The sequence below is a fragment of the Gemmatimonadota bacterium genome, assembly GCA_026706845.1.
In the GTDB taxonomy this organism is placed as follows: Bacteria; Latescibacterota; UBA2968; order UBA2968; family UBA2968; genus VXRD01.
Genome location: JAPOXY010000105.1, coordinates 1 through 22,499, shown reverse-complemented (window position 1 = coordinate 22,499; position 22,499 = coordinate 1). Strand labels below are relative to the sequence as shown.

The 22,499-nt window shown below is 52.1% G+C and carries 23 protein-coding genes and 1 riboswitch; of the genes, 1 reads left to right on the top strand and 22 read right to left on the bottom strand.

Going from position 1 to position 22,499, the window contains the following annotated elements; genetic code table 11:
* The 22 genes from OXG87_10620 to OXG87_10515 form a co-directional block, all read right to left on the bottom strand.
* On the bottom strand, positions 1–614 hold a 614-nt coding region (locus tag OXG87_10620), incomplete at its 3' end, for an aminotransferase class I/II-fold pyridoxal phosphate-dependent enzyme (GenBank protein MCY3870003.1).
* A 69-nt stretch (positions 615–683) separates the two neighbouring features.
* Positions 684–759: riboswitch (SAM riboswitch) on the bottom strand.
* Between the two features lie 40 nt (positions 760–799).
* On the bottom strand, positions 800–2,149 hold the full coding sequence (gene thrC, locus OXG87_10615; GenBank protein ID MCY3870002.1) for a threonine synthase: 1,350 nt from the start codon (positions 2,147–2,149) through the stop codon (positions 800–802).
* A gap of 25 nt (positions 2,150–2,174) precedes the next feature.
* Entirely contained in the window at positions 2,175–2,942 is a 768-nt protein-coding gene (locus OXG87_10610; GenBank protein MCY3870001.1) for a tetratricopeptide repeat protein, read from the bottom strand.
* Between the two features lie 2 nt (positions 2,943–2,944).
* The gene (locus OXG87_10605; protein ID MCY3870000.1) at positions 2,945–4,789 is read right to left on the bottom strand and encodes a BatD family protein; all 1,845 of its coding nucleotides are present in this window, start codon (positions 4,787–4,789) and stop codon (positions 2,945–2,947) included.
* Positions 4,770–5,465: a tetratricopeptide repeat protein gene (locus tag OXG87_10600; GenBank protein MCY3869999.1), complete on the bottom strand. Its 696-nt coding sequence runs from the start codon at positions 5,463–5,465 to the stop codon at positions 4,770–4,772. The genes OXG87_10605 and OXG87_10600 overlap by 20 nt, the downstream gene beginning before the upstream one ends.
* A gap of 17 nt (positions 5,466–5,482) precedes the next feature.
* Positions 5,483–6,508 carry a VWA domain-containing protein gene (locus tag OXG87_10595; GenBank protein MCY3869998.1) on the bottom strand — a complete coding sequence of 342 codons (1,026 nt, stop codon included), beginning with the start codon at positions 6,506–6,508 and terminating at the stop codon, positions 5,483–5,485.
* The gene (locus OXG87_10590; protein MCY3869997.1) at positions 6,509–7,504 is read right to left on the bottom strand and encodes a VWA domain-containing protein; all 996 of its coding nucleotides are present in this window, start codon (positions 7,502–7,504) and stop codon (positions 6,509–6,511) included.
* Entirely contained in the window at positions 7,504–8,427 is a 924-nt protein-coding gene (locus tag OXG87_10585) for a hypothetical protein (GenBank protein ID MCY3869996.1), read from the bottom strand. The genes OXG87_10590 and OXG87_10585 overlap by 1 nt, the downstream gene beginning before the upstream one ends.
* A gap of 92 nt (positions 8,428–8,519) precedes the next feature.
* Complete coding sequence (locus OXG87_10580; GenBank protein MCY3869995.1) at positions 8,520–9,860, bottom strand: DUF4340 domain-containing protein; 1,341 nt, start codon at positions 9,858–9,860, stop codon at positions 8,520–8,522.
* Between the two features lie 106 nt (positions 9,861–9,966).
* Entirely contained in the window at positions 9,967–11,361 is a 1,395-nt protein-coding gene (locus OXG87_10575; GenBank protein MCY3869994.1) for a Gldg family protein, read from the bottom strand.
* An 11-nt stretch (positions 11,362–11,372) separates the two neighbouring features.
* Positions 11,373–12,494, bottom strand: coding sequence for a mandelate racemase/muconate lactonizing enzyme family protein (locus OXG87_10570; GenBank protein MCY3869993.1), 1,122 nt, complete (start codon positions 12,492–12,494; stop codon positions 11,373–11,375).
* Complete coding sequence (locus tag OXG87_10565; GenBank protein MCY3869992.1) at positions 12,491–13,681, bottom strand: acetate/propionate family kinase; 1,191 nt, start codon at positions 13,679–13,681, stop codon at positions 12,491–12,493. Before OXG87_10565 ends, OXG87_10570 begins: the two co-directional genes overlap by 4 nt.
* Entirely contained in the window at positions 13,678–14,901 is a 1,224-nt protein-coding gene (locus OXG87_10560) for an MFS transporter (protein MCY3869991.1), read from the bottom strand. The genes OXG87_10565 and OXG87_10560 overlap by 4 nt, the downstream gene beginning before the upstream one ends.
* Positions 14,898–16,190, bottom strand: a complete 1,293-nt coding sequence (locus OXG87_10555) for an arylsulfatase (protein ID MCY3869990.1) — start codon at positions 16,188–16,190, stop codon at positions 14,898–14,900. Before OXG87_10555 ends, OXG87_10560 begins: the two co-directional genes overlap by 4 nt.
* On the bottom strand, positions 16,190–16,993 hold the full coding sequence (locus tag OXG87_10550) for a class II aldolase/adducin family protein (protein ID MCY3869989.1): 804 nt from the start codon (positions 16,991–16,993) through the stop codon (positions 16,190–16,192). The genes OXG87_10555 and OXG87_10550 overlap by 1 nt, the downstream gene beginning before the upstream one ends.
* Before the next feature lie 8 nt (positions 16,994–17,001).
* A complete protein-coding gene (locus OXG87_10545; GenBank protein MCY3869988.1) occupies positions 17,002–17,274 on the bottom strand; it encodes a EutN/CcmL family microcompartment protein in 273 nt (90 codons plus the stop codon).
* Positions 17,275–17,338: 64 nt separating this feature from the next.
* Positions 17,339–17,602 (bottom strand): EutN/CcmL family microcompartment protein, encoded by a 264-nt coding sequence (locus OXG87_10540; GenBank protein MCY3869987.1) that lies wholly within the window; start codon positions 17,600–17,602, stop codon positions 17,339–17,341.
* A gap of 23 nt (positions 17,603–17,625) precedes the next feature.
* Entirely contained in the window at positions 17,626–19,062 is a 1,437-nt protein-coding gene (locus OXG87_10535; GenBank protein ID MCY3869986.1) for an aldehyde dehydrogenase EutE, read from the bottom strand.
* Positions 19,063–19,158: 96 nt separating this feature from the next.
* Positions 19,159–19,449 carry a EutN/CcmL family microcompartment protein gene (locus OXG87_10530; protein MCY3869985.1) on the bottom strand — a complete coding sequence of 97 codons (291 nt, stop codon included), beginning with the start codon at positions 19,447–19,449 and terminating at the stop codon, positions 19,159–19,161.
* Positions 19,450–19,452: 3 nt separating this feature from the next.
* Positions 19,453–19,737: an ethanolamine utilization microcompartment protein EutM gene (gene eutM / locus OXG87_10525; GenBank protein ID MCY3869984.1), complete on the bottom strand. Its 285-nt coding sequence runs from the start codon at positions 19,735–19,737 to the stop codon at positions 19,453–19,455.
* Between the two features lie 21 nt (positions 19,738–19,758).
* Positions 19,759–20,031, bottom strand: coding sequence for a BMC domain-containing protein (locus OXG87_10520; protein ID MCY3869983.1), 273 nt, complete (start codon positions 20,029–20,031; stop codon positions 19,759–19,761).
* Positions 20,028–20,726: a PduL/EutD family phosphate acyltransferase gene (locus OXG87_10515; GenBank protein MCY3869982.1), complete on the bottom strand. Its 699-nt coding sequence runs from the start codon at positions 20,724–20,726 to the stop codon at positions 20,028–20,030. Before OXG87_10515 ends, OXG87_10520 begins: the two co-directional genes overlap by 4 nt.
* A 182-nt stretch (positions 20,727–20,908) precedes the next feature.
* On the opposite strand from OXG87_10515, the gene OXG87_10510 reads away from it, so the two are divergent.
* Positions 20,909–22,499, top strand: a 1,591-nt coding sequence (locus OXG87_10510) for a hypothetical protein (GenBank protein ID MCY3869981.1), incomplete at its 3' end; no start/stop codon positions are given.

Here is a 22,499-nt window from a genome sequence, read left to right as displayed (position 1 = left end):
TCTACGCCCAATGCGAGCGGACGCTGGTTTAAGGGCGTGGCAAATGTGCTGTCAATAATCGTCTTGACCCGATGCCTTCTTCCAATATCGACCAGCTTTTCCAGATCGATCACATTGAGATGTGGATTTGTCGGAGATTCAGAAATAATCACCCGCGTGTTATCCCTGACCGCACCTTCTAATTCGGCATAATCACCCGCGTGAACAAATGTGGTTTCAATGCCAAATTTTCGCAACACCATCTGGCAAAATTGTGCGGTCTTGCGATAGCAATCATCCATAATCACCGCGTGATGCCCGGTTGAGAGCATGCCCAGCAGTGTAGTCGTCACAGCACTCATGCCCGACGAAAATAAAATAGCGGCCTCTGCGCCTTCCAATTCTGCGAGCTTGGATTCTGCGGCATGCTGTGTTGGATTGCCGTAGCGTCCATAGTCGATCTGTGGATTTTTGCCCGCTACAAATGCTTTAACCGCCTGCGTATCTTCAAATACATAAGTCGATGTCTGGGCAATGGGCACTGTCAGAGATTTTCCCCAGTGTCCCCTTTCTTCACCTGCATGAACAGCCCGTGTTCCCGAACAGGGCGCGTGCGTTTCGCACTTTTCAGACATGCGCCATCTCCAAAAAAAAAGCGGAGCCACAAAAGCCCCGCGCAGTACGCAAAAAACCGGACTAAAAAGCCCGGTTTTGGGAATAACTTTTTAGCGACTTGTTTAAAGTGGCTGCAATATGCCGCAAATCACCACTCACTATAGCTATGTTTTGGGAATGTAAACAAAACCTCCAACCATGTCAACTATCGGTTGGCTTCAATCCGATCAAAAATCGCCTTTTTTACCGCATCGACTTTGGGAGGCAACACAACGGGTTCATTTCGGTAATGCGGGCTGACACCCCAGTCCTGTAACTGATCCCGATGATACCCGAGCTTAAATTCGCTAAACTTCAACCCGTGAGCCGTTGAAATCACGATCACCCGATCGCTTTTCTGAATCACACCCCTGTCAACCAACTTGAACAATGCTGCGAAAGCCACCCCGGTATGCGGGCAGGCAAACAAACCCGTGCGGTCGGCACGCGCAGCCGCATCGGCCAATTCCTCCTCGCTGGCTTGCTCCACGACACCACCGAATATTTTGAGCGTTTGGATCGCTTTTTCCCGACTCACTGGATTGCCGATCTGGATTGCACTCGCCAATGTTGGCTGTGCCTGAATCGGTTCAAAACTATCAAAATTCTTTTCAAAACTCTGGTACAGTGGGTTTGCCCTATCGGCCTGGGCAACCGCAATGCGCGGCAACCGGTCAATGAGACCGAGGGCTTCCATTTCGAGAAAACCCTTACCAAGCGCACTCACATTGCCCAAATTTCCGCCGGGAATCACAACCCAATCGGGCACGTCCCAATCAAATTGTTGCACCAATTCGATGCTGATCGTTTTTTGTCCCTCTACCCGCAGTGAATTCATCGAATTGGCCAAATAAATATTCTCCTCGCGGCAAATCTCCTGCACGAGCCTCATACATCCATCAAAGTCAGTCTCCAAACTCAGCACCAGCGCACCATTGGCCAGGGGTTGCAAAAGTTGTGCGGTCGAGATTTTGTCCCTCGGCAAAAAGACCACCGATTGTATGCCCGCCGCCGCACAATACGCAGCCAATGCCGCCGAGGTGTCCCCAGTAGATGCACACGCAACCGCCGGAATACGCGCCCCCTCAAACAGCATCTGTTTCACCATGGATACCAGCACCGTCATGCCCAAATCTTTGAACGACCCTGTATGGCTGTTACCGCATTGCTTAACCCACAAATCCTCAACGCCAATTTCGCGTCCCAAACGCTCGGCCCAAAACAGATTGCTCCCCCCTTCGTACATCGACACCACATTGTCTTCGTGAACCACGGGACAGACCAGTTCTTTTTTGCCCCACACCGAACTGCCATAAGGCCATTCCGTCGTCATATAACGCTTATCAAACAACCCGCGCCAATAACTGCCCGACCTGCGTTTGAGCACTTCCATATCGTGCGCCACTTCGAGCAATCCCCCGCACGTTGGACACGCGTAAATCACATCCGTCAGCGCATATTGCCCTTCGCATCCTCGAAAACACCGAAACCACGCATTATAAGTTGTATCGTCCATAATCACCGCCATTATAGATGATTCCTCAAATCCGCTCCAACGCACGCGCCTCAATCCAGCCGCCGAGGCCCGAGCGCAGGCGCACCAGCAACCATCCCCCTTCAACTCGCTCAATCTCGACCTTTGTACCCTCGTGAAGTGCGAACACCTGTAAAAAATCGGGCCCTGGCCCACTGCGACCAATGGCCTCATCCACCAGAATGATAGCTTTGGGAATGCTGTGTTGATGCGCCTTAAACGCCAGCATAGCCGCACTGCTCAGAAGACCACCTACAAAAACCACCAGCAACCCGCCCCACAGCAAACGACGGACAGGCACAAAAATCCAACACACCGCCACACCGCCCAGCAAAAAAACAAACACACAAACCATAACTGCCAGCGCATCGAAGGTGAAAAACGCAAAAATCGCTTGCAAAACCCGCGTCAAAATATTGACCTCATCTTCGCTTTCTCGATCTATCTTCAGGGCATTGGCAAACTGCAAATTCGTCAGAACATCCCGATCACCCGGCATCAAATTCAAAGCGCGTTCATAAGATAAAATCGCACGCCCGAGTTGCGCATTTTTAAAATACGCATTGCCCAGATTATAATATACCTCGCCGTTGTTCAGCCCCTGTGCGATAACGCGCTCATAAGCCGAAATCGCCGCATCAAAATCCCCGGCGCGATAGTGCTCATTGCCCCGATTGTACAGCGCGACAAGAGCCTCTGAAGCGAATACTGTATCCACGCCAAGTATCGCAATCGCGACAACGGGGTATAACAACCGTTCTATCACCGTCCTCATAACTAAATACATCGCTCCAGCGCACCGATCAAATCTTCGGTCTGCGCGAACAACGCCTGCATCTGCTCTGCCGAAATCTGCCCCGGCGCGAACCGCGCCTGATCGCATTGATCAAATACGTCTTGAACGCCTGCAATCACCTGTGCATCTACACCGCATTCCACCAGCACAGCACCAATCTGGTCCGCCGTTAAACCCGCCGCTGCGCGATTGGTTCGATCTGCGACAAACTGCGACAAAGACCTGTGGACTTCACCGTGAAAACCCGCGCTATCGCCCGCCTCCATTAACCCTTTCGCCTTGCCCAAACGCCGTTGTGCTTCCGAACGTGAACGCCTTCTGCGCGCATAAGCCACATCGCCTTCTAAACGCACGCGATGACGTCGATAAGCATAAGCACCTGCTACTCCCAAAACAGGAACCAGTTGCAAAAGCCAAAACCCACTGCGCCGATAGAGCAACAAGCCCTGATCGGCCAACTGCTTCCGGTCGGGTTTGATATACCGGATATCGCTCCCCAGCGCGCGCACTTCTTCACCCCGCAACCCATCAACCGGCTGGGGCATCTGTTCACCCGGCGTCACCTGCAAAGTAATCGGTTTGGTCTGCGCGGTTTTATACCGCCTCTGCACAGGATCAAAATAGGCCAGTGTAAAAGGCAGCAATATCACCTGCCCTGTTTTATGCGGAATCGCCACATACTCAAAAGTTTTTTGTCCGCTTATGTGCGTGCCACGCTTTCGCGTTTCCAAATTCGTCTTGGGATCATAAAATTTAAAACCCGACCGCTCAGGACGAATAGGCTCGTTAATCGCGTGCAAATTTCCCGCCCCCTGCACCACCACCTTCACCGCAACGGGATCGCTGGCTTTCACCTGATCTGGAACCGCCTCTGCGCGAATCTCAAATTGTCCAACAGCACCGCCAAATCCCTTCGGCGCACCAGCAGGCAACGGCATCACCTCAATTTCAATATCGCCTGACCGCACCCTCACCTGCTGCGTATCAAATGTATTAAATGGATCAAAATTGAACAAACTACGCGAGTGCCGTCCCGCAACAATTTCACAATTCACCTCAAGTTGCTCCAGGGTGTGCTTACCTGCCGTTGTCGGAAATAGCACCAAACGCTTGAGCAATGCCGTATTAAACGCTCGCCCATCGACAACCTCCCGCTGCATATTCAAACGCTGGGCATCAAATACAGTCTCTGTCCAAAACCCGGTAAATGTCGGCACATGGCCGTATTGCACATTTCGCACATCATAGCGCGTAAACAATTTATAAGTCACACCCACCTGTTCACCCACATAAACCACCCGCTTTTCGGGAACCGCCTGCAAAAACAAATTTTGTTCAATCTTCTGAATCTCTGACTGTCCCATTGACCGTCCCGTTGATGGCGCGGGGCGCGTCTGCTGGCGACCACTCCTTTTCGTCACCTCAACGCGCACCTGATCAGACCGAATCGTCTTACCTTCATGGACCAACTGTGCCGGACCGAACACATAAGTGCCAGCTCTCTGTGCGCGAAAAGAGAAAACATACGTCGTCGTGCGCTTTGTTGTCATTGCACCATTGACAATGTTGACGGACATCGACGTAGAGGACGTACTACCCGTCAATTGCAATCCATCAGGCGTGGGAACCTGAGGTGCAGACACACTCCCCATCTGCGCGGCCTCAACCTCCACCGTGAACTGAATCAGGTCGCCAACTTCAACCCGAGTGCGATCTACCGAAGCCTGCATCGTCACATCCTGTGCATCAGTCCCCTGTACCTGCAACAGGGAAAACAAAACACCGCAGAAAAATATCCATCTTTTTCTACCACGCATTGCCATCATATCGCCTGCCCCGCAACTTCAATTTGCGTCGCTTCTGGGACTCTTCTTCTCGCGCCTTCATCGCATTGAGAATCCGAGCTGCCTCCTCGGGCGTCATCTCTCTGGGATCGGGCTGTTGACCCTGCTGTTGATTCTGCTGATCTCGCTGATCTTGCTGATCCTGTTGATTCTGGTCCTGATTTTGACTTTGGTCCTGCTGATCCTGGTTTTGATCTTGATTTTTATCCTGTTCATCTTGCCCATCCTGCCCATCCTGATCCAGTTTTTCCAATGCCAATTCCAAATTAATTTTGGCGTCTATATCATCCGGCTTCAGTTCCAGTGATTTTTTATAAGCCCCCACAGCTTCCTGGAACTTCTCCTGCCGAAACAGCGCATTGCCCAAATTGTAATGTGCAGCGGCAGACATATCCGGATGAGTGCCTTCGGTGGCACGCCCCATCTCCTGCAAAGCCTCGGCATATTTCCCCTGCTTGTAGAGGGCATCGCCAGCATTAAAATGCAACTCCGGTCGGGGTTGCCCCTCTTGTTGCGCTTCCAAATATCGACGCAATGCCGCTTCATACTCTTCCTTCTCAAACAGCGCATTGCCCTCTTCATTCTTTTTTGCCACGGGATCGAGAAATGTCCACCCCAGGAATGGCACTGCCAGCAAAACATATAAAAATCGCGTCATAATCTCACGTCCAGAGTCTATGTCTCAAATCGCCCGCGCCACACTTCCTCACTGCGTCGTCGATCCGATAGCAGGGCTTCGCTCACAAAACACAACAGCGCGAAAGCCAACGGCCATTGAAACCTGTGGATATACTGTGCGTAACGCTGCGTACCCAAATCGCGCTTCTCCATCTCTGCTATCCGTTCATGCACCGCCTGCAATCCAATCCCCCCGCCGCTGGCACGCACATATAATCCATCGGTCACACGCGCAATCTCCTTCAAAGTTGATTCATCCAACCGCGTCTTGACAATCTTGCCCCCGGCATCCTTCAAATAATCTATCCTATCACCACTGCGAATGGGGATCAACTCGCCATCCGCAGTCCCAACACCCACAGCAAAAATTCGCACATCCTCCTCCGCTGCCGCTCGCGCTGCTGCAATGGGATCACCGCTATGATTCTCGCCATCTGTAATCAAAATGAGCGCTTTGTATTTCCCATTGCGCGACCCAAATCCCCGAATGGCCGCGTGAATCGCTTCGGCAACCGCTGTACCCTGCTCTGAAATCGATGTGACATCCGCCTGCCCCAAAAACATCTTTGCCGCGCCATAATCCAGCGTAAGCGGACAGAGTACATGGCTATAACCGGCAAAAGCCACCAGACCGATGCGGTCACCTTCAAGACGATCGATCAACCCCTCAATTTCAAAACGCGCGCGATCCAGCCTGTTGGGCTTAATATCCTCGGCCAACATACTCAATGACGTATCCAGAACAATCACCAGATCGACGCCCCGACGGTGAATCAATTCCAATTCGGTGCCGAACTGCGGTTGCACCAGTGCCAGAACTAAAAAAACAAATCCGATACACATCAGTGCGGATTTTATGCCCTGCCGCATGTGGCTGACACCTGAAGCGAGTTTATTCATCAACTCGGGAGCGCCAAATGCATACAGCGCCCTGCGTTTGCGCCGAAAAGCCCACCAGAAAAAAAGCGCGAAAATCGGTACGCATAAAAGAAAATAAAAAGCTTGTGGATCGCCAAATCGCATCTAAGGCAACCTCCGAAATCGCGTATTCCCCAGTATCAACTCCAATGATAGCAGCACCAAACCGGGATAGAGAAACAGGTGAAACAACTCGCGATAATCCACATATTCGCGCACTTTGATCTCTGTCTTTTCCATTTCGCCAATCTCGGCGTATATCTCTTCCAGCTTTTCTTCACTCGTCGCTCTGAAATATCTCCCACCTGTTGCATCGGCCACTTTTTTAAGCGTCTCTTCATCAATCTCAACTTTGACCGGTACAAATCGCTTACCAAAAATCCCATCAACCTCCTGCATAATCGTTCCCCTGCTGCCCGCACCAATTGCATAAATACGGATACCCACGGCCTCTGCTGCCCGCGCTGCAGTCATCGGATCGATCTCACCGCGATTATTCTTCCCATCTGTCAATAAAATAATCACCTTGCTCTTGGCCTCAGATTCTCTCAAACGATTTACCGCAGTTGCGATCCCCAAACCAATCGCAGTACCATCCCAGTCCTTGCCGGCAATTTCAACACCATCGAGAAAACTCAAAAACACGCCGTAATCCAGTGTGAGTGGACATTGCGTATAGGCTTCTGCGGCAAATACCACAAGCCCCAGGCGATCATTGGCACGCCCCTGTGCAAATTGCGCCACCACCTCTTTGCACACTTCCAACCGGGTCTTGCGCTGGTCTGCCAGGTCTTTGGCCTCCATACTGCTCGACACATCAATCGCCAGCGCAATATCAATGCCCTGACTCAAAATTTCTCGGCCTTCGCGCCCAGACTGCGGACGCGCCATCGCCGCGATGAGCAAAACCAGAGCCACACAGCGAAACGCGATCAGACTGTGCCGCAACTTCAGCGAAAAGGACGACCCAATGCGCCGAAAAAGGCGCGTATCGGAAAACCGAATTCGCCCCGACTTGCGCCTTTCGCGCCCAATATAGCGATAGATGAGCACCGGAATAAACAACAGGAGCAGTAACCACTCTGGATTTGCAAAACGCATCACCTATCTGTCTCCTGCGTCACAGAGGGTGTAAGCAGAGTATTCACAATGTCGCGCACGCCATCCATCGCCTCGCGCGCCATGTAATCACGAGGCGCGAATTTGGCAAACTTGACCCGATCCGCTTCATTCAAAAAGCCTTCGATAGCCATCACCAATTGATCGTCAAACGCATGGACGCGCAAATCTCGCCCAATCTCAAACGTCGTGCGCTCCACCGCATGCACAGGGGTTTTGGCTTCCAAACACCGTCTCAAAACAGCCGATAACAGAGAATAATACTGCCGGTAGTTTTCCCGCTCTATCAGCCCCAACTGCCCCACCCTGTCCAATTCCTCTAACCAGTTGACTGGCGGCGGTGGCAACTCGGCTCTGGGGCGACGCCTGCGTCGATAAACATACCAGATCAATCCTGCAATCAATAGAATCAGCCCACCAACAGCCAGCCAGAACCACATGGGAATCTGTGCCACAACAACCATGGGAGGCTTCACATCGCGAATATCTGTCGTGCCTTCTGGCCTGACACTCTGTACCAGCACATCAATGGGTTGCGACGCGATCTTTCCAGAATCGCCCTCTGCATTGACAAAATGCAAGGAAACGGGTGGCACGCGGAACGCGCCCAACTGATAAATCGCCAGCACGATGTCTTGCGTTTCCCGCACCCGTCCATTCTCGAGTTGCTCCGTCTCCACCCCACCCGTGTGCCGGATTTCAAATGGTTGGGGGAAATCTTTCCCATACGCGATTTTCGCCTTATCATCAGCCCCGCGATGGACGCGCAGACGCAAAACAAAAGGGTCGCCAATTGTAATTGTATCGCGGTCAACCCCTGTCAAAAACTCTACCGCAGCATCGGTCGAAACGGTTTGTATTCCGAACCAAATTATGACGAAAAAGAAAAAATAAATTTTACGCATGACGAATCAACGGAGCGGTGTACAACTGGTTCAGACCAGTTCATCTGCGAATCGAAGTTAGTAGTGATTTGGGGTGGTGGAGTGGGGTTCGTCTATTCGTCCAGTTGCAACCACGACATCACCAAATACGGCAACACAACTACCTCGCGGTGCGTTTTGGCCGTGCCGTACCAAAAATTGTTGGCCTGCCCGATGATCAGTTCTTGCACCAGTGTCTCGCCCCGCCAAAGAGAAACCGTCAACACGGGATCATCCAGGCTATCTGCGATAGATTTATCCATTTGATCGGGAAACTCGGCAACGACCAGATTGTGAACGCGATCTATCAAATCCTCAACGCCTGCATCCCCCTCTACAACACGCCCATTCCCCATCACCACCTGCCACGAGTCATTGCCATCCTTCGCGCAATTCACCACACTGTCTCGATAAGCCAACCGCACGCGGTCAACACCCGTGCGATCAAACTCAAAAACGCGCTTGTAACGCAATCGGCTCAATGGAATATCCAGAGATTCTGCAAGCAATTGTTCGACGATAAACACCTGCGGCCGATTCATTACACGCCCATACCACAGTTTTCGCCGATTATCGGGAACGCGCTTGCCCAACAACAGCGTATTGGGCACTTCATTGTCTTTTAGATGCAACACGGCTTTGTAATCCGGATCGTCGAACCCGTAAATTGTGGGATCATCCACCGACTCTTTGTAAAAGGATTCGACGCGTTCGTCTTTCAACTGCCCCAATAACGTCAAAACCTCGCGCGCGTCAGCCCGTTCTTTTATCGGCTTAACGAGATGCCACTTTAGCCCATCCCGCACGACCTCATAAACGCCTTCAGGCGTTTGGAAATACGCCCGCGTGACCAAATCGAGATCAAAGGAAAACGCCCGCGTATCGCGCAATGCCATCAGCGGACGATTAAATCGCGCGCGATACTGTTTTTTGGTCAACACGACCTTGTTTCCGCCCGACCATGTTAGATAGCACCCCTGCTTTGAGGGAATATCATCGCCAAAAAACAACCACACGGGGTCGCCTGATATGGGTTCAAATCGCACTTCAACCACGGGCGGATCCAGCCCAAAATCGGCGAGCACAACCCCTGCGTAATCGCCTTCATCAACCACAACTCGACCGCGTTCAACAATCTGTGCGATCTCGATCATACCTTCAAATTCTATCCAATCTGCAGGAACTTCCAGCGGCTCGATCAGCCCCCACTCATTGCCGCGCTTCTCAGCGACAAAGTGCCCGTAGTCATTGGTCAATGTCAATCGCGCAACGCGATGTCGCTGAACTTCAATAAACGCATCCTTCTCCTCAATCTCGCGTTGTTCCTCTGCCATGCGAGGACGTTCATATAAAAAGACAAACCCCACCAGCCCCAAAAGCAAAACCGCCAAAATCGCTGTCACTTTAAGACCCAAAATTTATTCCTCAATAATCAGTTGTCGGTTGTCAGGGGTTAGTTACCTCACCCAACCAGCCTATCTTCTTTTATCTGCGTCATCTGCGGATCGCCTTTCACCCTTCTCAACGCCTGCGCCACCAGACCAGTACACCAGCAACAATCGGAACGCCTGGCAACACCAACCAATACACCCACCGAATCCAAAATTCATCGCCAGGGTTCAATGTCAGCGGGCGAAAGAGCGTGCTCTTGGGGCGAATCGTAATTTTATCGCGCGCCCTGAGCAACCAATTCGCTGCATTCATAAACAAATCGCCGTTGCCAGCCCCAGGCACCTCTACAAAGCGATTGCTCGCAAAATCCGAATCGCCAAAGACCACAATCCGCGCACGCACGCCACGCCGATCATCCCCCGCTTTTGCAGCAATAGTGGCCGGACCTTCCACGACCATCGCCAGCCACAGCGGCCCCGGGTGGTCAGCCCCCGATGTGTATTGCACCGCCTCTTTGTCCTTAGCGGAAATGGCATCCAAATTGGTCTCGCTCCAACTGTTCGGCGAAGACAGCACCAGTGAAGAAACATCGGCACCCGGCAAAGACCCCACGCGTTCCATCGAGCGCACCAACGGATAAAACGTCTGCAACCCCGAATGCTTATCCGTAATGGGATGTTTGCTATAATGCGTCGTCACTGGAACCGAAAAATCAGCGCCCGTCAGCACCTGACTTTTATCGACCACAAAATCATTGCGCAGGCCAATAGACCACTTTCGCAACAGCGGCTCAAGCCCCGTATCGATGAGAGGATCCAACAAAAAGTACGCCGCCCCACCTTGATTGAGATATGTCGCAACAATATCGATCTCTGATGGCAAAAACGGGCGTTTTGGTCCCGCGACAACCAGCGCGTCACAATCTTTTGGTACGCGCTGTGATTGCGCCAGCACCAGGGATGGACGCACATCGTGGTTGCCTTCGATGAGCAACTGCTTGATTCCGGAAAATCCCTGCTCTGATTGATCGTCGGGATGCGCCTCATCGTGTCCCCCTACAAAATAGACCACCTGCTGGTCTTCACTCATCAAACGCGCAATGCCATTAGTCAGTGCCTTTTCAGACGTTTCCTGAATTCTCTCTTCTCGATTGCCATATTCGATCACCGAAACACCATACCGCGTCACAGTATATCGCCGGGCCTCAATCGGCTCTCTATCGGGATCGACAAACCGGTACGCAAAACGCCTCGAATGATAGGCGTACTGTTTGAGCACATGCTCGTAATCGCGCTGCTCTGCTTCGCGGAAAAACGCCACAACATTGACATCCTCAGACAAATTTTCCAAGAGAGAAATCGTTTGAGGCGATAGCGTATAAAGACCGCGAGCCGTCAGGTCAAAGCGCGCGTGATACCGCGTGGTCAAAAAATTAATCACTGCCAGAATACCCAGCGTGATCAACACCGCCACAAGGGCATTAGACCCGTATTTCAATATTCGATGTGATAAAAATTTGGGCATAAATCTATCCCCTATTTCTCACCCGAGTAATGGCGCACAGCATCCCAATCGAGTTCTATACCGAGACCCGGTGCAGTGGGAATAGTGAGCAATCCGTCTTCATCCAGTGAAAACGGCGTGGTAACAATATCTTCGATATAAGGCGATGGGGTAATATATTCGACCCAGCGCGCAATGGGGTGTGCGGCGGCCAGGTGGAGATCTGCGAGGAGACCGATAGCGGTGTTCCATCCGTGTGTGACGACCAGAACATTGTGGTCATACGCATACCATATCAGACGGCGCACTTCAGAAATACCTCCCACTTTCGTGACATCGGGCTGGATAATATCATACGCACCGCGCTCAATCCAGGGCATAAAACTCTGACGGCGAGTAAAAACTTCTCCACCGGCAATGCGGACAGGAGAATATTCTCGCAATTTGATGTGGCCCTCAATATCGTCGGGCGGGAGGGCTTCTTCAAACCAGGTGATATCGTAATCGCCGAGCATGCGAGCGGTTTCAATCGCCCATTTGTAATTGTGAGGCCAAAAGGCATCGCTGCCGCCTGCATCGACCATGAGTTCCACATCGGGACCACAGGTGTCCCGGGCGAGTTTGATGAGGCGTTCATCCATATGGCGGTCAACGCGCCCAAAAGCACCCCAGCCGAGTTTGAGCGCCCTGAAACCGCGGTCGAGCGCATCTTGCAAAGTGTCGGAAAATGTTTCGGGATCTTCAAAGAGAATCGAGCCGTAGGGTTTTATTTTTTTGCGATAATATCCGCCGAGCAAACGCCCAACGGGCTGCCCAGCCACTTTGCCCAAAATATCCCATAGCGCGATATCAACACCGCTAATCGCATGTGTAACAGCACCTCCCCGTCCCTGCCAGAAGGTCATCTGGTGAAGTTTTTCAGATACGCGCTCGGGTTCCAGCGCGTTCTCCCCAATGATATTGGGGCGCAACAACCCCATCGCCCCATCAACCAGGGCTTTGCTGGTAAAAACACTTCCAATGCCGCTCACACCTTCATCCGTCTGAACCTCGACCAGCGTGTGCATATTTTCATCCGGTCCTGGCTCGACTGTCCAGCCCGTCATAGGCGTTTCTCCAAAAAGCGGAATCGTGCGAACATCGGTGATATTCATCCGTGCTCCTTCAAGTATTCGGCTACTGCGCGTGCGACAATACATTCTTCGTCGGTCTGGACAATCAAAACCGCAACCTCGCTGTTGGATGGCGAGATCAGCCCGTCTGCGGGAGGATTGGCATTTGCGACCTCGTCGAGGTGAACGCCCAGGTATTCGAGCCCGGTACAGACGCGCCAGCGCACATTTGCCCCGCGTTCGCCAATGCCCCCGGCAAAAGCAATCGCATCCAGACCGCCCAGTGCAGCGGAGTAAGCGCCGATTTCTCTTTTGATCCCATAACAAAATGCCTCCAGAGCAAGGCGCGCGCGCGCGTGCCCCTTTTGAGCGGCTTCTTCGAGATCGCGCACATCACCGCTAATACCCGAAATGCCGAGCAAACCACTTTCTTCAGACAGAATGCGGCTCATCTCTCTTGTCGATAAATTTTCTCGGTCCATTATATAGGGAATAATGAAGGGATCAATAGTTCCAATACGCGTGCTATTGATGATGCCTGTTTGGGGCGAGAAGCCCATTGAGGTATCTATGGATTGACCGTTGCGAACCGCGCACAAAGAGGCACTCCCGCCGAGATGGCAGGATACCATGCGGAGATCCTCGCGGTTGAGTATTTGCGCCGTGCGTTGCGAAACGTAGCGATGGGACGCGCCGTGGAAGCCGTATTTGCGAACCCCGTATTTTTCAAACCAGTCGTAGGGCACACTGTAAATATAGGCATAATCGGGTATGTTGACGTGGAAGGCGGCTTCAAAAAGTCCAATCAGGGGCAGATTGGGAGCGCATTGCTCGAAAATGCGAATCGCCTGGATATAGGGCGGGTTATGGGCAGGCGCGAGGCTATTGTAGTCCGCCATGCGCTGCAAAACGTTTTCTGTGAGAAGATAAGTACCCGCTTTACCGCGCATGTGAACGGTTTTGAACCCAACGGCATCGAGGTCAGACAAGTCGGAGAGCACACCGGTGCGCGTGTCTGTCAGACGCGCAATAACATCGCGGACCGCGGATGGATAATCCGGCAAGTGTTGTTCGGTTTCAACAGCGCATTCGCCAATCTGATGGGCAACAGGTGAAGACGGATCGCCGATGCGTTCGAGACGCCCTTCGGCGAGCACCGCTTCATCGGTCATGTCAAACAAGCGATATTTGAATGAAGTAGAGCCTGCGTTTGCAATGAGGATTTTCATGGTCTAACTGTTTCAAGCCTTTGCACGGGCTTATCGGCAATGGGCAGATGAACGAGCGATGAAGTCACAGCCAAGAGAATCGCGGCAATCCAAATCATATCGTAAGACCCCGTTGCATCATACACGCGCCCGGCCAGCCACACGCCCAAAAAACTGCCGATCTGATGACTGAAAAAAACAATGCCATACAGCGTGGAAAGATAGCGCGAACCAAAGATCTGCGCGACAGTACCACTGGTCAGCGGAACGGTTGCAAGCCATAAGAACCCGATCATGCTGCCAAACACAAGCGCAGACGTATTTGTGACGGATATGAAAAGGAATCCGCTAATGACAATGGCGCGACCAAAATAAAGCAAACTCAAGAGATATTTTTTTCGATATCGGTCGCCGAGTTGCCCCGAAAGATAAGATCCAAAAATGTTAAAAAGGCCTATCAGGGATAACGCCGTTGCACCGACCATTTTTGAAAGGCCGTGATCGGTTAGAAATGCGGGCAGATGGGTGGCAATAAATGCCACGTGAAATCCACACACAAAAAATCCCGCATTGAGCAACCAGTATCCCGAATGACCTCGCGCTTGAAGCAGTGCTTGAAGCAGGCTGCCATCATGGGATTCAACGGTATTTGGAGACACCTCGCGCCCGCGATGTGGAATCCCAATAGCGAGCAAGGCACTCGCGCCCGCGATCAGGGCAATAAAAGCGAATGAAGATTGCCAGCCCAAATCAGAAAGAAGCCATTGAACACCCGGCACAATTGCAAACGTCCCGAAAGAACCCGCAGCAGTAATAAGCCCAAAAAACGAGGCGCGTTTTTCAGGTGCAACAACCTGAGCGACCGCACCGAGGACCACCACATAGGAAATGCTGCTGAGTGCGATGCCCATAAGTACGCCGAGCACGGTGTACAGACCAAGAGGCGTACCGACAGAAGACAAAAGAAAAAAACAGACTGCATAGAGCAATGCGCCGCCAGCAACGACCCATCGCGGTCCAAAATGATCTGATAGAATGCCCACTATGGGCAAACCAAAAATGAGGTTTTGCCAGGCGATGGCCAGGCTAAAGACTTCGCGTCCAATGCCGAGGTCCTGGCTGATCGGTGCCAAAAAAAGGCCAAAGGATTGGCGAATGCCCATGCTGACAAACACAATCAGGGCACTACAAAATATGACAATAGTCGCTTTGCGATTGGGCACTTTCCAGTCCCACCTCATCTATGAACTACTGTCCCATATTCATTGGGGATTGGTCCGTCGTATTCCCAGGTTTCCCAGGGCGTATCTCGGTGCGATTCCCGAACGATGGTTCGAATTTCCGAAACAATATCTGGATATTCAGTTGCGAGATCATTTTGTTCGCCGATATCCGCCGCCAAATCGTAGAGTTCAACAGCGCCTTCGGGATTGGCATGACCCTCGGGTAAATACGCCTTCCAATCGCCCATGCGAACAGCACTGACCCCGCGCCGCTCCCAGTAGAGAAATTCGTGCGCTTGTTGGGTATCGCGGTCCAGGAGCGCAGGCAACATAGAAATGCCATCAACCGGTTCCGGGATGGACGTATCAGCCAATTCGCAGAACGTGGGCAACATATCCTGAAAACCCGAATAATGAGCGCTCGCAGTACCGGGTTGAATCGTTCCCGGCCACCGGGCGACAAAGGGCACGCGGATACCACCTTCGTAGAGGCTCCCCTTTTTTGCGCGAAGGGCACCAGCCGCGTTGAAGTGTTCAAGCGTATTGCCACTGCCGTGGGGACCGTTGTCGCTCGTGAAGATAACAAGCGTATTCTCGGCAATTCCAAGCTCGTTGAGCATATCCAAAAGCGTGCCAATATCGCGGTCCATGCGCGTAATCATAGCCGCCTGCGTCTTCTGATTTTCTGTCCAGGGCTTGTCTTCGTAAATATCGAGAGATGGAATTTCGAATCTGGTGTGGGGAATCGTATAGGCCAAATAGAGGAAAAAGGGATTGGATTGCTGATCGCGCACAAATTGCAAAGCCTCAGCCGTGAGCAGGTCGTGTGAATACGATTTGCCGTAGAGCATAATCTTCTGATCGTTTCGCCAGAGGTGCTGGGGATAATACGTGTGGGCTTCGCGCTGGCAATTGTACCCAAAAACGTGATCAAACCCCTGATTGTTGGGATCGCCTTCCGATCCCGGATACCCCAATCCCCATTTGCCAATACAGGCAGTGGCATAACCCCCCTTTTTGAGCAATTTGGCAACCGTCTGCGTCTCCCCGGGAATGGGCACATTGCCCTCAATGGACAAAGCGCGATTGTCCCGCACATAACAATGCCCCGTGTGCAGACCCGTCATAAGCACACACCGCGAAGGCGCACACACCGAAGACCCGGCATAGTGATCCGTAAACCGAATGCCCTCTGCTGCGATGCGGTCAATATTGGGCGTATAAATAAACTCCTGCCCAAAACAACCCAGGTCGCCATATCCGAGATCATCCGAGAGGATGTAAATGATATTGGGCATTGCTTTCATTATTTTAACTCTTCCATGACCCTGTGGGTAATTTCCGCGATGAGATCGTCCTGGGAAGTTTGGGCAGGAGGTGTACCACCAGCGCTCAACGTGCGAATCGTGGGAATGTGGGTCGCAGGTTGAGTTGCGGGTACATCTGGAATCTCACACGCTGGATCGGGGCCGCGAAGACCCATGCGGTTGCGAATAGCGACCAGTTTTTCCACCTGTTCCGCATTGAGTTCGTTATAACCGCCGAGTTGTTGTGCCACAAAAAGTATTTTCGCAAAATGCTCCAGCGTTTCCATCTTGTAGTAGGCATTCATCACATCGGTACCGATCGTAGTCGCACCGTGATTTTCGAGCAAATAGGCGTCGTAATCTTTGACGTATTGCCTGATCGGTTCAGATATCTCTGGTCCTCCCGGCGTACCGTATTCCACAATGGGTATGGCACCCAGTGTGATAATCACCTCGGGCAAAACACACATAGTAAGGGGAACGCCTGCAACCGCAAAACCCGTAGCCGTTGGCGGATGTGCGTGTACCACAGCGCGCACATCGGGGCGCTCGCGATAGAGAAAAATGTGCATCCCAATTTCCGACGAAGGCCGCTTTTGCCCACTCACGAGCGTGCCATCCAGGTCCGTAATACAGAGGTCTTCGACCTTGAGAAATCCCTTGGACATTCCCGTTGGCGTAGTGAGAATGCGATCTTCTTCAACCCGGCAGGAAATATTGCCATCGTTAGAAGCGACAAAGCCGCGTTCGTACACACGACGCCCGGCTTCAACAATATCGAGCTTGGCCTGATGGAGATTCATTTTATATCTCACCCCTTCATATCAATATCATCCACAACGCCGACGATAACGGAACGTACCGCAGGCAATTCCACATTGAGAACAAGACCTGCCGCGACTCCCTGTCGAATCACGAGGACAATTTCGCCGCGACCAACGCCTGTGGCGTCAACAGCGAGAGCCGATGCACCGTCATTTTTTCCATCGGGTGTAATGGGCTGCACGACCATGAGTTTGGTGCTGTTGTAATCGCTGTGTTTAATAGTCGATGTAACGCTACCGAGTACGCGGGCCAGGAACATATAGAATTTGGGATTCGGGATTTAGTCTCCCCTTCTTCTGTGGGGAGCCGGAGGGCAGGCGACCTCATGCATCAACCTGATCGACAATACCGACAACTGCCGCGTCAACCGGGCCGTATTTATCGGGCAGGGCGTTGGGAGCTTCTCGTGAACCGACCCAGTATATGGTCTCGCCATCGCTGGCATTGACCACATCAATCGCGACAAAAGCATCTCCTGCTTTATTGTGCTCGTGATCAATCGGTTCAACGACAAGCAGTCTAAAACCTTTGAGCGAGGCATCTTTGCGAGTCGCCCAAATTTTGCCAATGACGCGACCGAGGAACATTTTTACCTCGCGAAATGCAGAACTTATACAATTCTGAAGTAGTCGATGAGGGCACAGCGGCGCTGGCGGGTAAATGTACGAGCAGACGTACAACCTTCACCTGTAGGTGTGGCAATCGAGAAAGACGTATAGCCTTCGCCACCTGCGCCCAATCCCGCAGATGACGCGCCGTTTTTCACAAAAATCGTACACTTACACCTGCGAGCCATAATGGTCATATTCTCGACATTTTTTGAGTGCATGACCGCCGTGTGGCGATAACCCTGTTCGGCTCGAATAGCCCAGTCAATTGCCCTGTGTACATCGGGTGTGCGAACAATGGGGACAAACGGCATCATCTGCTCGTGTTGAACAAAATCGTGCTCATTTTCAACCTCGCCAATCAAAAGCTCTGTATCGGGCGAAATATTGAGACCAATTTGAGCGGCAAGCACATGCGCGCTACGACCAACGAGGTCTCGATTGAGCATCCAATCGCCTTTTTCGTCGCGGGGAAACGCGATTTTTGTCAACGCATCAATTTGCGAGCGGTCGAGTTCCACACAATTATTTGCCTTCAGGTGGCGCATCAGTTCATCGGCTACGGATTGAACTGCAAAAACTTCCTTTTCGCCAATACACAAAATATTATTGTCAAAACCGCCGCCTTCAATAATGCCGAGGGCGGCCTTTTCGACATCGGCGGTCTCATCTACAACTACAGGGGGATTGCCAGGCCCTGCTGCGATCACGCGCTTGGGCGCTTGCATGGCCGCTTTGACAACACCGCCCCCACCCGTGACGAGAACGAGGTCGATGCCGGGATGCACAAAAAGGCTCTGCGCCGTTTCTATGGAAGGTTCGCGCACAGCAACGAGCAAATTTGGTGGGCCACCCGCGCCGACAATGGCGCGATTGAGCATTTGAAGACCCAGAGCCGAAACATCTTTCGCGCTCGGATGGGGTGCAAAAACCGCACTATTGCCCGCAGCGATAAAACTAATTGTATTGTTGACCATCGTGGGCACCGGGTGCGTGGATGGCGTGACCGCTGCTATCACGCCAAAGGGCGCCATTTCAACAACCGTCAAACCATTGTCGCCCGTCCACGCCGTGGGCTGCAAATCTTCAACGCCAGGCGTGTGTTGTACAACAACCTCGAGTTTGCGAATTTTGTGCGGCACCTTACCCATGCCGGTTTCTTCAACGGTTTTTTGCGCGATACCCTTTGAATGCGCCATAGATTCACGGCGAATTGCAGCAATCAGATCGCGGCGTTGCTCCAGGCTCATTGCTTCGAGGACACCCTGGGCTTCTGAAGCCGCGGCAATAGCTTCTTCGAGATCGTCAAAAAGGCCATCGTCGCCCTTATTTTCATAGCGAGCGGGCGGCGCAATAACCGCAGGAGCTTCGCGCTCAGCCACAAGGCGACGCACGACCTGCTCAACCACCGATTGGATTTGGATTTCGTCTAAGTTCATAAGCAATAGAAGCTTTCAGCCATCAGCTTTCAGTTTCCCGCGCCACTCTCCAAAGGCAATACCTCGCTTGTTTTGCTGACTGCTGACCGCTGATAGCTATTTTTGATAAACCGCTTCACCTTCGATTTCTGCCGTGTCGATAATAGCGACAATCACAGCATCGACAGGGCGATCTTCAGTCACACTCGTCATGCGGGCGGAACTCCCACTACAACAGAGCACGACTTCGCCATCGCCTGCACCAACAGCATCTACGGCGACCAAAAAACTTTCTTTGAGTTCAAATGCGGGCAAATCGAGTGTTTGGACGATCTGGAGCTTAAAACCCGCCAGGCCGCTGTCTTTTTGGGTGGCAACCACCGTTCCCACCACCTTGCCGAGGGTCATAGTTTAGTCGTTTGAAGAGCCGATAGGCAGAATATTTTCAAGGCTACCATGTGGTCGCGGGATGACGTGTACGGAAACGAGTTCGCCAACTTTGCCAGCAGCAGCAGCGCCGGCTTCCGTTGCGGCTTTGACAGCTGCCACATCGCCGCGCACAATAGCAGTGACATATCCCGCGCCAATGCGTTCCCAATTGACAAATTGGACATTGGCGGCTTTGACCATCGCATCGGCAGCCTCAATCATAGCTACGAGACCTTTGGTTTCAATCATGCCGAGGGCTTCACCCATGTTGTGTCCTCCTGAAAGTGATCATTGATTACTAAAAATAACTGCTTCTACCTGTGGATCGAGATTTGGAATGACGTGAGCAGCAACGAGATCCCCAACGCGCTCGGCAGCTTCTGTTCCCGCTTCGATAGCTGCGCGAACCGCCCCCACATCGCCGCGCACGAGTGTGGTGGTATATCCCGCACCGATTTTCTCGTACTTTTCAATTGCGACGGAAGCCATTTTGACCATCGCATCGGCAGCTTCTGTTGTGCCAATAACACCGAGTGTTTCAATCATACCGAGTGCAGTCATGTTATCATAAACACCATATCGCCACAGACGAGATCGGCTGCGTTGGCATCGTCGGTATCCAGATGGAGTTCGGGCAAATAGCTTTCGTCAATTTTGAGGCGTACATTGTCATATATAACGCCTTTCTCGCCTCCCACGCGCACCCTGACCGATTCCCGTCCTTGAAAGCCATAATCTATTACATCAGATGGACGCAGGTGGATATGGCGCGCAGCGCGAATGGCCGCGTTCACCGTGATCGACCCCCTGGGACCGATAAAAGTAACAGGTGGCGCATCTCTCAGGTCTCCCGAATCGCGCACAGGCGGATCAACGCCGATGTAGATGGCATCTGTTCGGGCGAGTTCAACCTGATTATAGTTGCGGCTGGGACCGAGAATCCGCACGCGCTCAATCGCGCGCAAACGAGGACCAACAACAGAGATGATTTCTTCGGCGGCAAAAGCACCCGGCTGGTAGAGTTCGCGATAAGGCGTTAAGGTGTGCCCCGCACCAAAAAGGATCTCCAGAGTTTCATCATCAACATGTGCATGCCGGGCAGATACACCTACGGAAATGGGAATTTCCGCGCCATCTCCACCGCGTATTTGGAGCACGACTTCTCGTGCGATGCGGTCAATCGCATCACTTTCCCCGCTGTTTTGCCCGAAAGAACAAAGCCCGCAATCATCGCACACAGAGGCATTTTTTCGCATTGGAAGCATTTGTCGTAGTTTGTATCAGGTGTTGTTTACAAGAGGCGAAAAATAGCCCATGCCTGCTGTAAAGTCAAGGGTAAACACGCTTTAAAAAAGCGCGATGCTTGACAAGTACTGCGCTTTAAACCAAATTCAGAGGAATCGCTTTATTTTTTCTAACCATCATGAGAAATATACACTTGCTACTCAGATTACTCACGTGCATCTCGATGTTTTTCTGTCTCGCCAGTCCAGTGATAGGCGAAGATGCCTCGCCCGATATCCCTTTACACCATCCAGTGTATCTCCTGTTAGATCGCCTGAATGCGCGAGGTTGGGTTGCCGTGCCCGATACACGGCCCTTGAGCCGGATACGAGTTGCACAGATGCTCTCCGCCGTATCAAATCAATCTATGTCGGCAACCGAGCGCGGCCTCGTCAATCGACATATCGCAGAATTGGAAAATCGCGCAGCTTTTGCACGCGAGCCCCGGTGGACATGGCGCGACTCAGCGGCATCCGTCACTCTCGAACCACTGGTGCGACAACAGGTGATTGCGCGCAGGGGCGATGGATTTGTGAACGAGACCGCGTCGCAAACCCATATTGGCGGTTCCGTGCGTGGGCAATTCCACACATTGGGATTTTATGCACGCCACTTTGAGGCCCGCGAGTGGAGCAACCAACCGCGTCTTCGTCGAGAAGATGTGCTGGCTCATCCCATTGAAGACGTGCAACTCAAGGGCAAAAAGGCGGACTTTCGCGAAAGCGTGTTTCAACTGGCCTGGGCAAATTCCTGGATGCGTATAGATGCGGGTAAGGGAAGCCTGAATTGGGGACCTGGGCGTACGGGAAATTTATTGCTCTCCAACAACGCCCCATCTTATGGCCTGTTTCGGTTGCAGGCATCACACGGGCGATTGCGCTATACCCACATCGCTTCATCGCTGCGCGCCCGCCCGGGCCTACTCGACACAACGCGACGGTGGATCGACAATGGGCATGTGCGCATCTTTTTGCGGCAAAAGCGACTGGGCGCGCACCGACTGGAAATCGCGTTTTCAAAAGTGCGAATTGGGTTGCACGAAGCCGTGGTATATGGCGATAGAGGATTTGAACTGCTCTACGTTTTGCCAGTCGCAGTATTTGCAGGAACGCAAAATCACCTGGAAAATCGCGACAATCTCGTGATTGGAGCCGATATATCGGCGTACATCCGGACGGGCCTGACAATTTATGGCGCGTGGTTTTTTGACGACATGGTCAAATTCGACCCCGATGCGTTTTCCAATCAATTTGCCTTTCAAGTGGGCGCATTCTGGGTTGATCCAATGGGCTTGCAAGATACCGATATACGCACCGAATACGTGCGCGTGGAGCCTTATGTGTACGCGCACAATTTTGACATCAATACGTATGAACACTACGACATCCTGTTGGGCTATCCAACCGGGCCAAATGCAGACCGATATTTTGCACAGGTGACACACCGCTTTTCGCCGAGCCTGAATGCGTCTTTAACTTTTGAAAGAGAGCGACAAGGGGAAAATCCAGTAAATCCAGATGGAACAGTCGTCAATGTGGGAGGTGATGCACAACTGGGGCGTCGGTTACAGGATACACCCAAGCGAGACTTTATGTCGGGCGATGTGGAGACACATCAAAAAATAGGTGGCCGCGTGGTATTTGCACCCGTGAGAAATTGGACTTTGCAGGTACAATATCAACACCATCGCATCATAACCCAACAAAGTAGGACAACAGGGCATGAGTGGACAGCGACAATGGATG

What these genes read in the sequence shown, in the direction of transcription:
- thrC (MCY3870002.1), bottom strand. Translation starts at nt 2,149, where the DNA reads ATGGACGATACAACTTATAATGCGTGGTTTCGGTGTTTTCGAGGATGC.
- OXG87_10610 (MCY3870001.1), bottom strand. Translation starts at nt 2,942, where the DNA reads ATGAGGACGGTGATAGAACGGTTGTTATACCCCGTTGTCGCGATTGCG.
- OXG87_10605 (MCY3870000.1), bottom strand. Translation starts at nt 4,789, where the DNA reads ATGATGGCAATGCGTGGTAGAAAAAGATGGATATTTTTCTGCGGTGTT.
- OXG87_10600 (MCY3869999.1), bottom strand. Translation starts at nt 5,465, where the DNA reads ATGACGCGATTTTTATATGTTTTGCTGGCAGTGCCATTCCTGGGGTGG.
- OXG87_10595 (MCY3869998.1), bottom strand. Translation starts at nt 6,508, where the DNA reads ATGCGATTTGGCGATCCACAAGCTTTTTATTTTCTTTTATGCGTACCG.
- OXG87_10590 (MCY3869997.1), bottom strand. Translation starts at nt 7,504, where the DNA reads ATGCGTTTTGCAAATCCAGAGTGGTTACTGCTCCTGTTGTTTATTCCG.
- OXG87_10585 (MCY3869996.1), bottom strand. Translation starts at nt 8,427, where the DNA reads ATGCGTAAAATTTATTTTTTCTTTTTCGTCATAATTTGGTTCGGAATA.
- OXG87_10575 (MCY3869994.1), bottom strand. Translation starts at nt 11,361, where the DNA reads ATGCCCAAATTTTTATCACATCGAATATTGAAATACGGGTCTAATGCC.
- OXG87_10570 (MCY3869993.1), bottom strand. Translation starts at nt 12,494, where the DNA reads ATGAATATCACCGATGTTCGCACGATTCCGCTTTTTGGAGAAACGCCT.
- OXG87_10565 (MCY3869992.1), bottom strand. Translation starts at nt 13,681, where the DNA reads ATGAAAATCCTCATTGCAAACGCAGGCTCTACTTCATTCAAATATCGC.
- OXG87_10560 (MCY3869991.1), bottom strand. Translation starts at nt 14,901, where the DNA reads ATGAGGTGGGACTGGAAAGTGCCCAATCGCAAAGCGACTATTGTCATA.
- OXG87_10555 (MCY3869990.1), bottom strand. Translation starts at nt 16,190, where the DNA reads ATGAAAGCAATGCCCAATATCATTTACATCCTCTCGGATGATCTCGGA.
- OXG87_10550 (MCY3869989.1), bottom strand. Translation starts at nt 16,993, where the DNA reads ATGAATCTCCATCAGGCCAAGCTCGATATTGTTGAAGCCGGGCGTCGT.
- OXG87_10545 (MCY3869988.1), bottom strand. Translation starts at nt 17,274, where the DNA reads ATGTTCCTGGCCCGCGTACTCGGTAGCGTTACATCGACTATTAAACAC.
- OXG87_10540 (MCY3869987.1), bottom strand. Translation starts at nt 17,602, where the DNA reads ATGTTCCTCGGTCGCGTCATTGGCAAAATTTGGGCGACTCGCAAAGAT.
- OXG87_10535 (MCY3869986.1), bottom strand. Translation starts at nt 19,062, where the DNA reads ATGAACTTAGACGAAATCCAAATCCAATCGGTGGTTGAGCAGGTCGTG.
- OXG87_10530 (MCY3869985.1), bottom strand. Translation starts at nt 19,449, where the DNA reads ATGACCCTCGGCAAGGTGGTGGGAACGGTGGTTGCCACCCAAAAAGAC.
- eutM (MCY3869984.1), bottom strand. Translation starts at nt 19,737, where the DNA reads ATGGGTGAAGCCCTCGGCATGATTGAAACCAAAGGTCTCGTAGCTATG.
- OXG87_10520 (MCY3869983.1), bottom strand. Translation starts at nt 20,031, where the DNA reads ATGACTGCACTCGGTATGATTGAAACACTCGGTGTTATTGGCACAACA.
- OXG87_10515 (MCY3869982.1), bottom strand. Translation starts at nt 20,726, where the DNA reads ATGCGAAAAAATGCCTCTGTGTGCGATGATTGCGGGCTTTGTTCTTTC.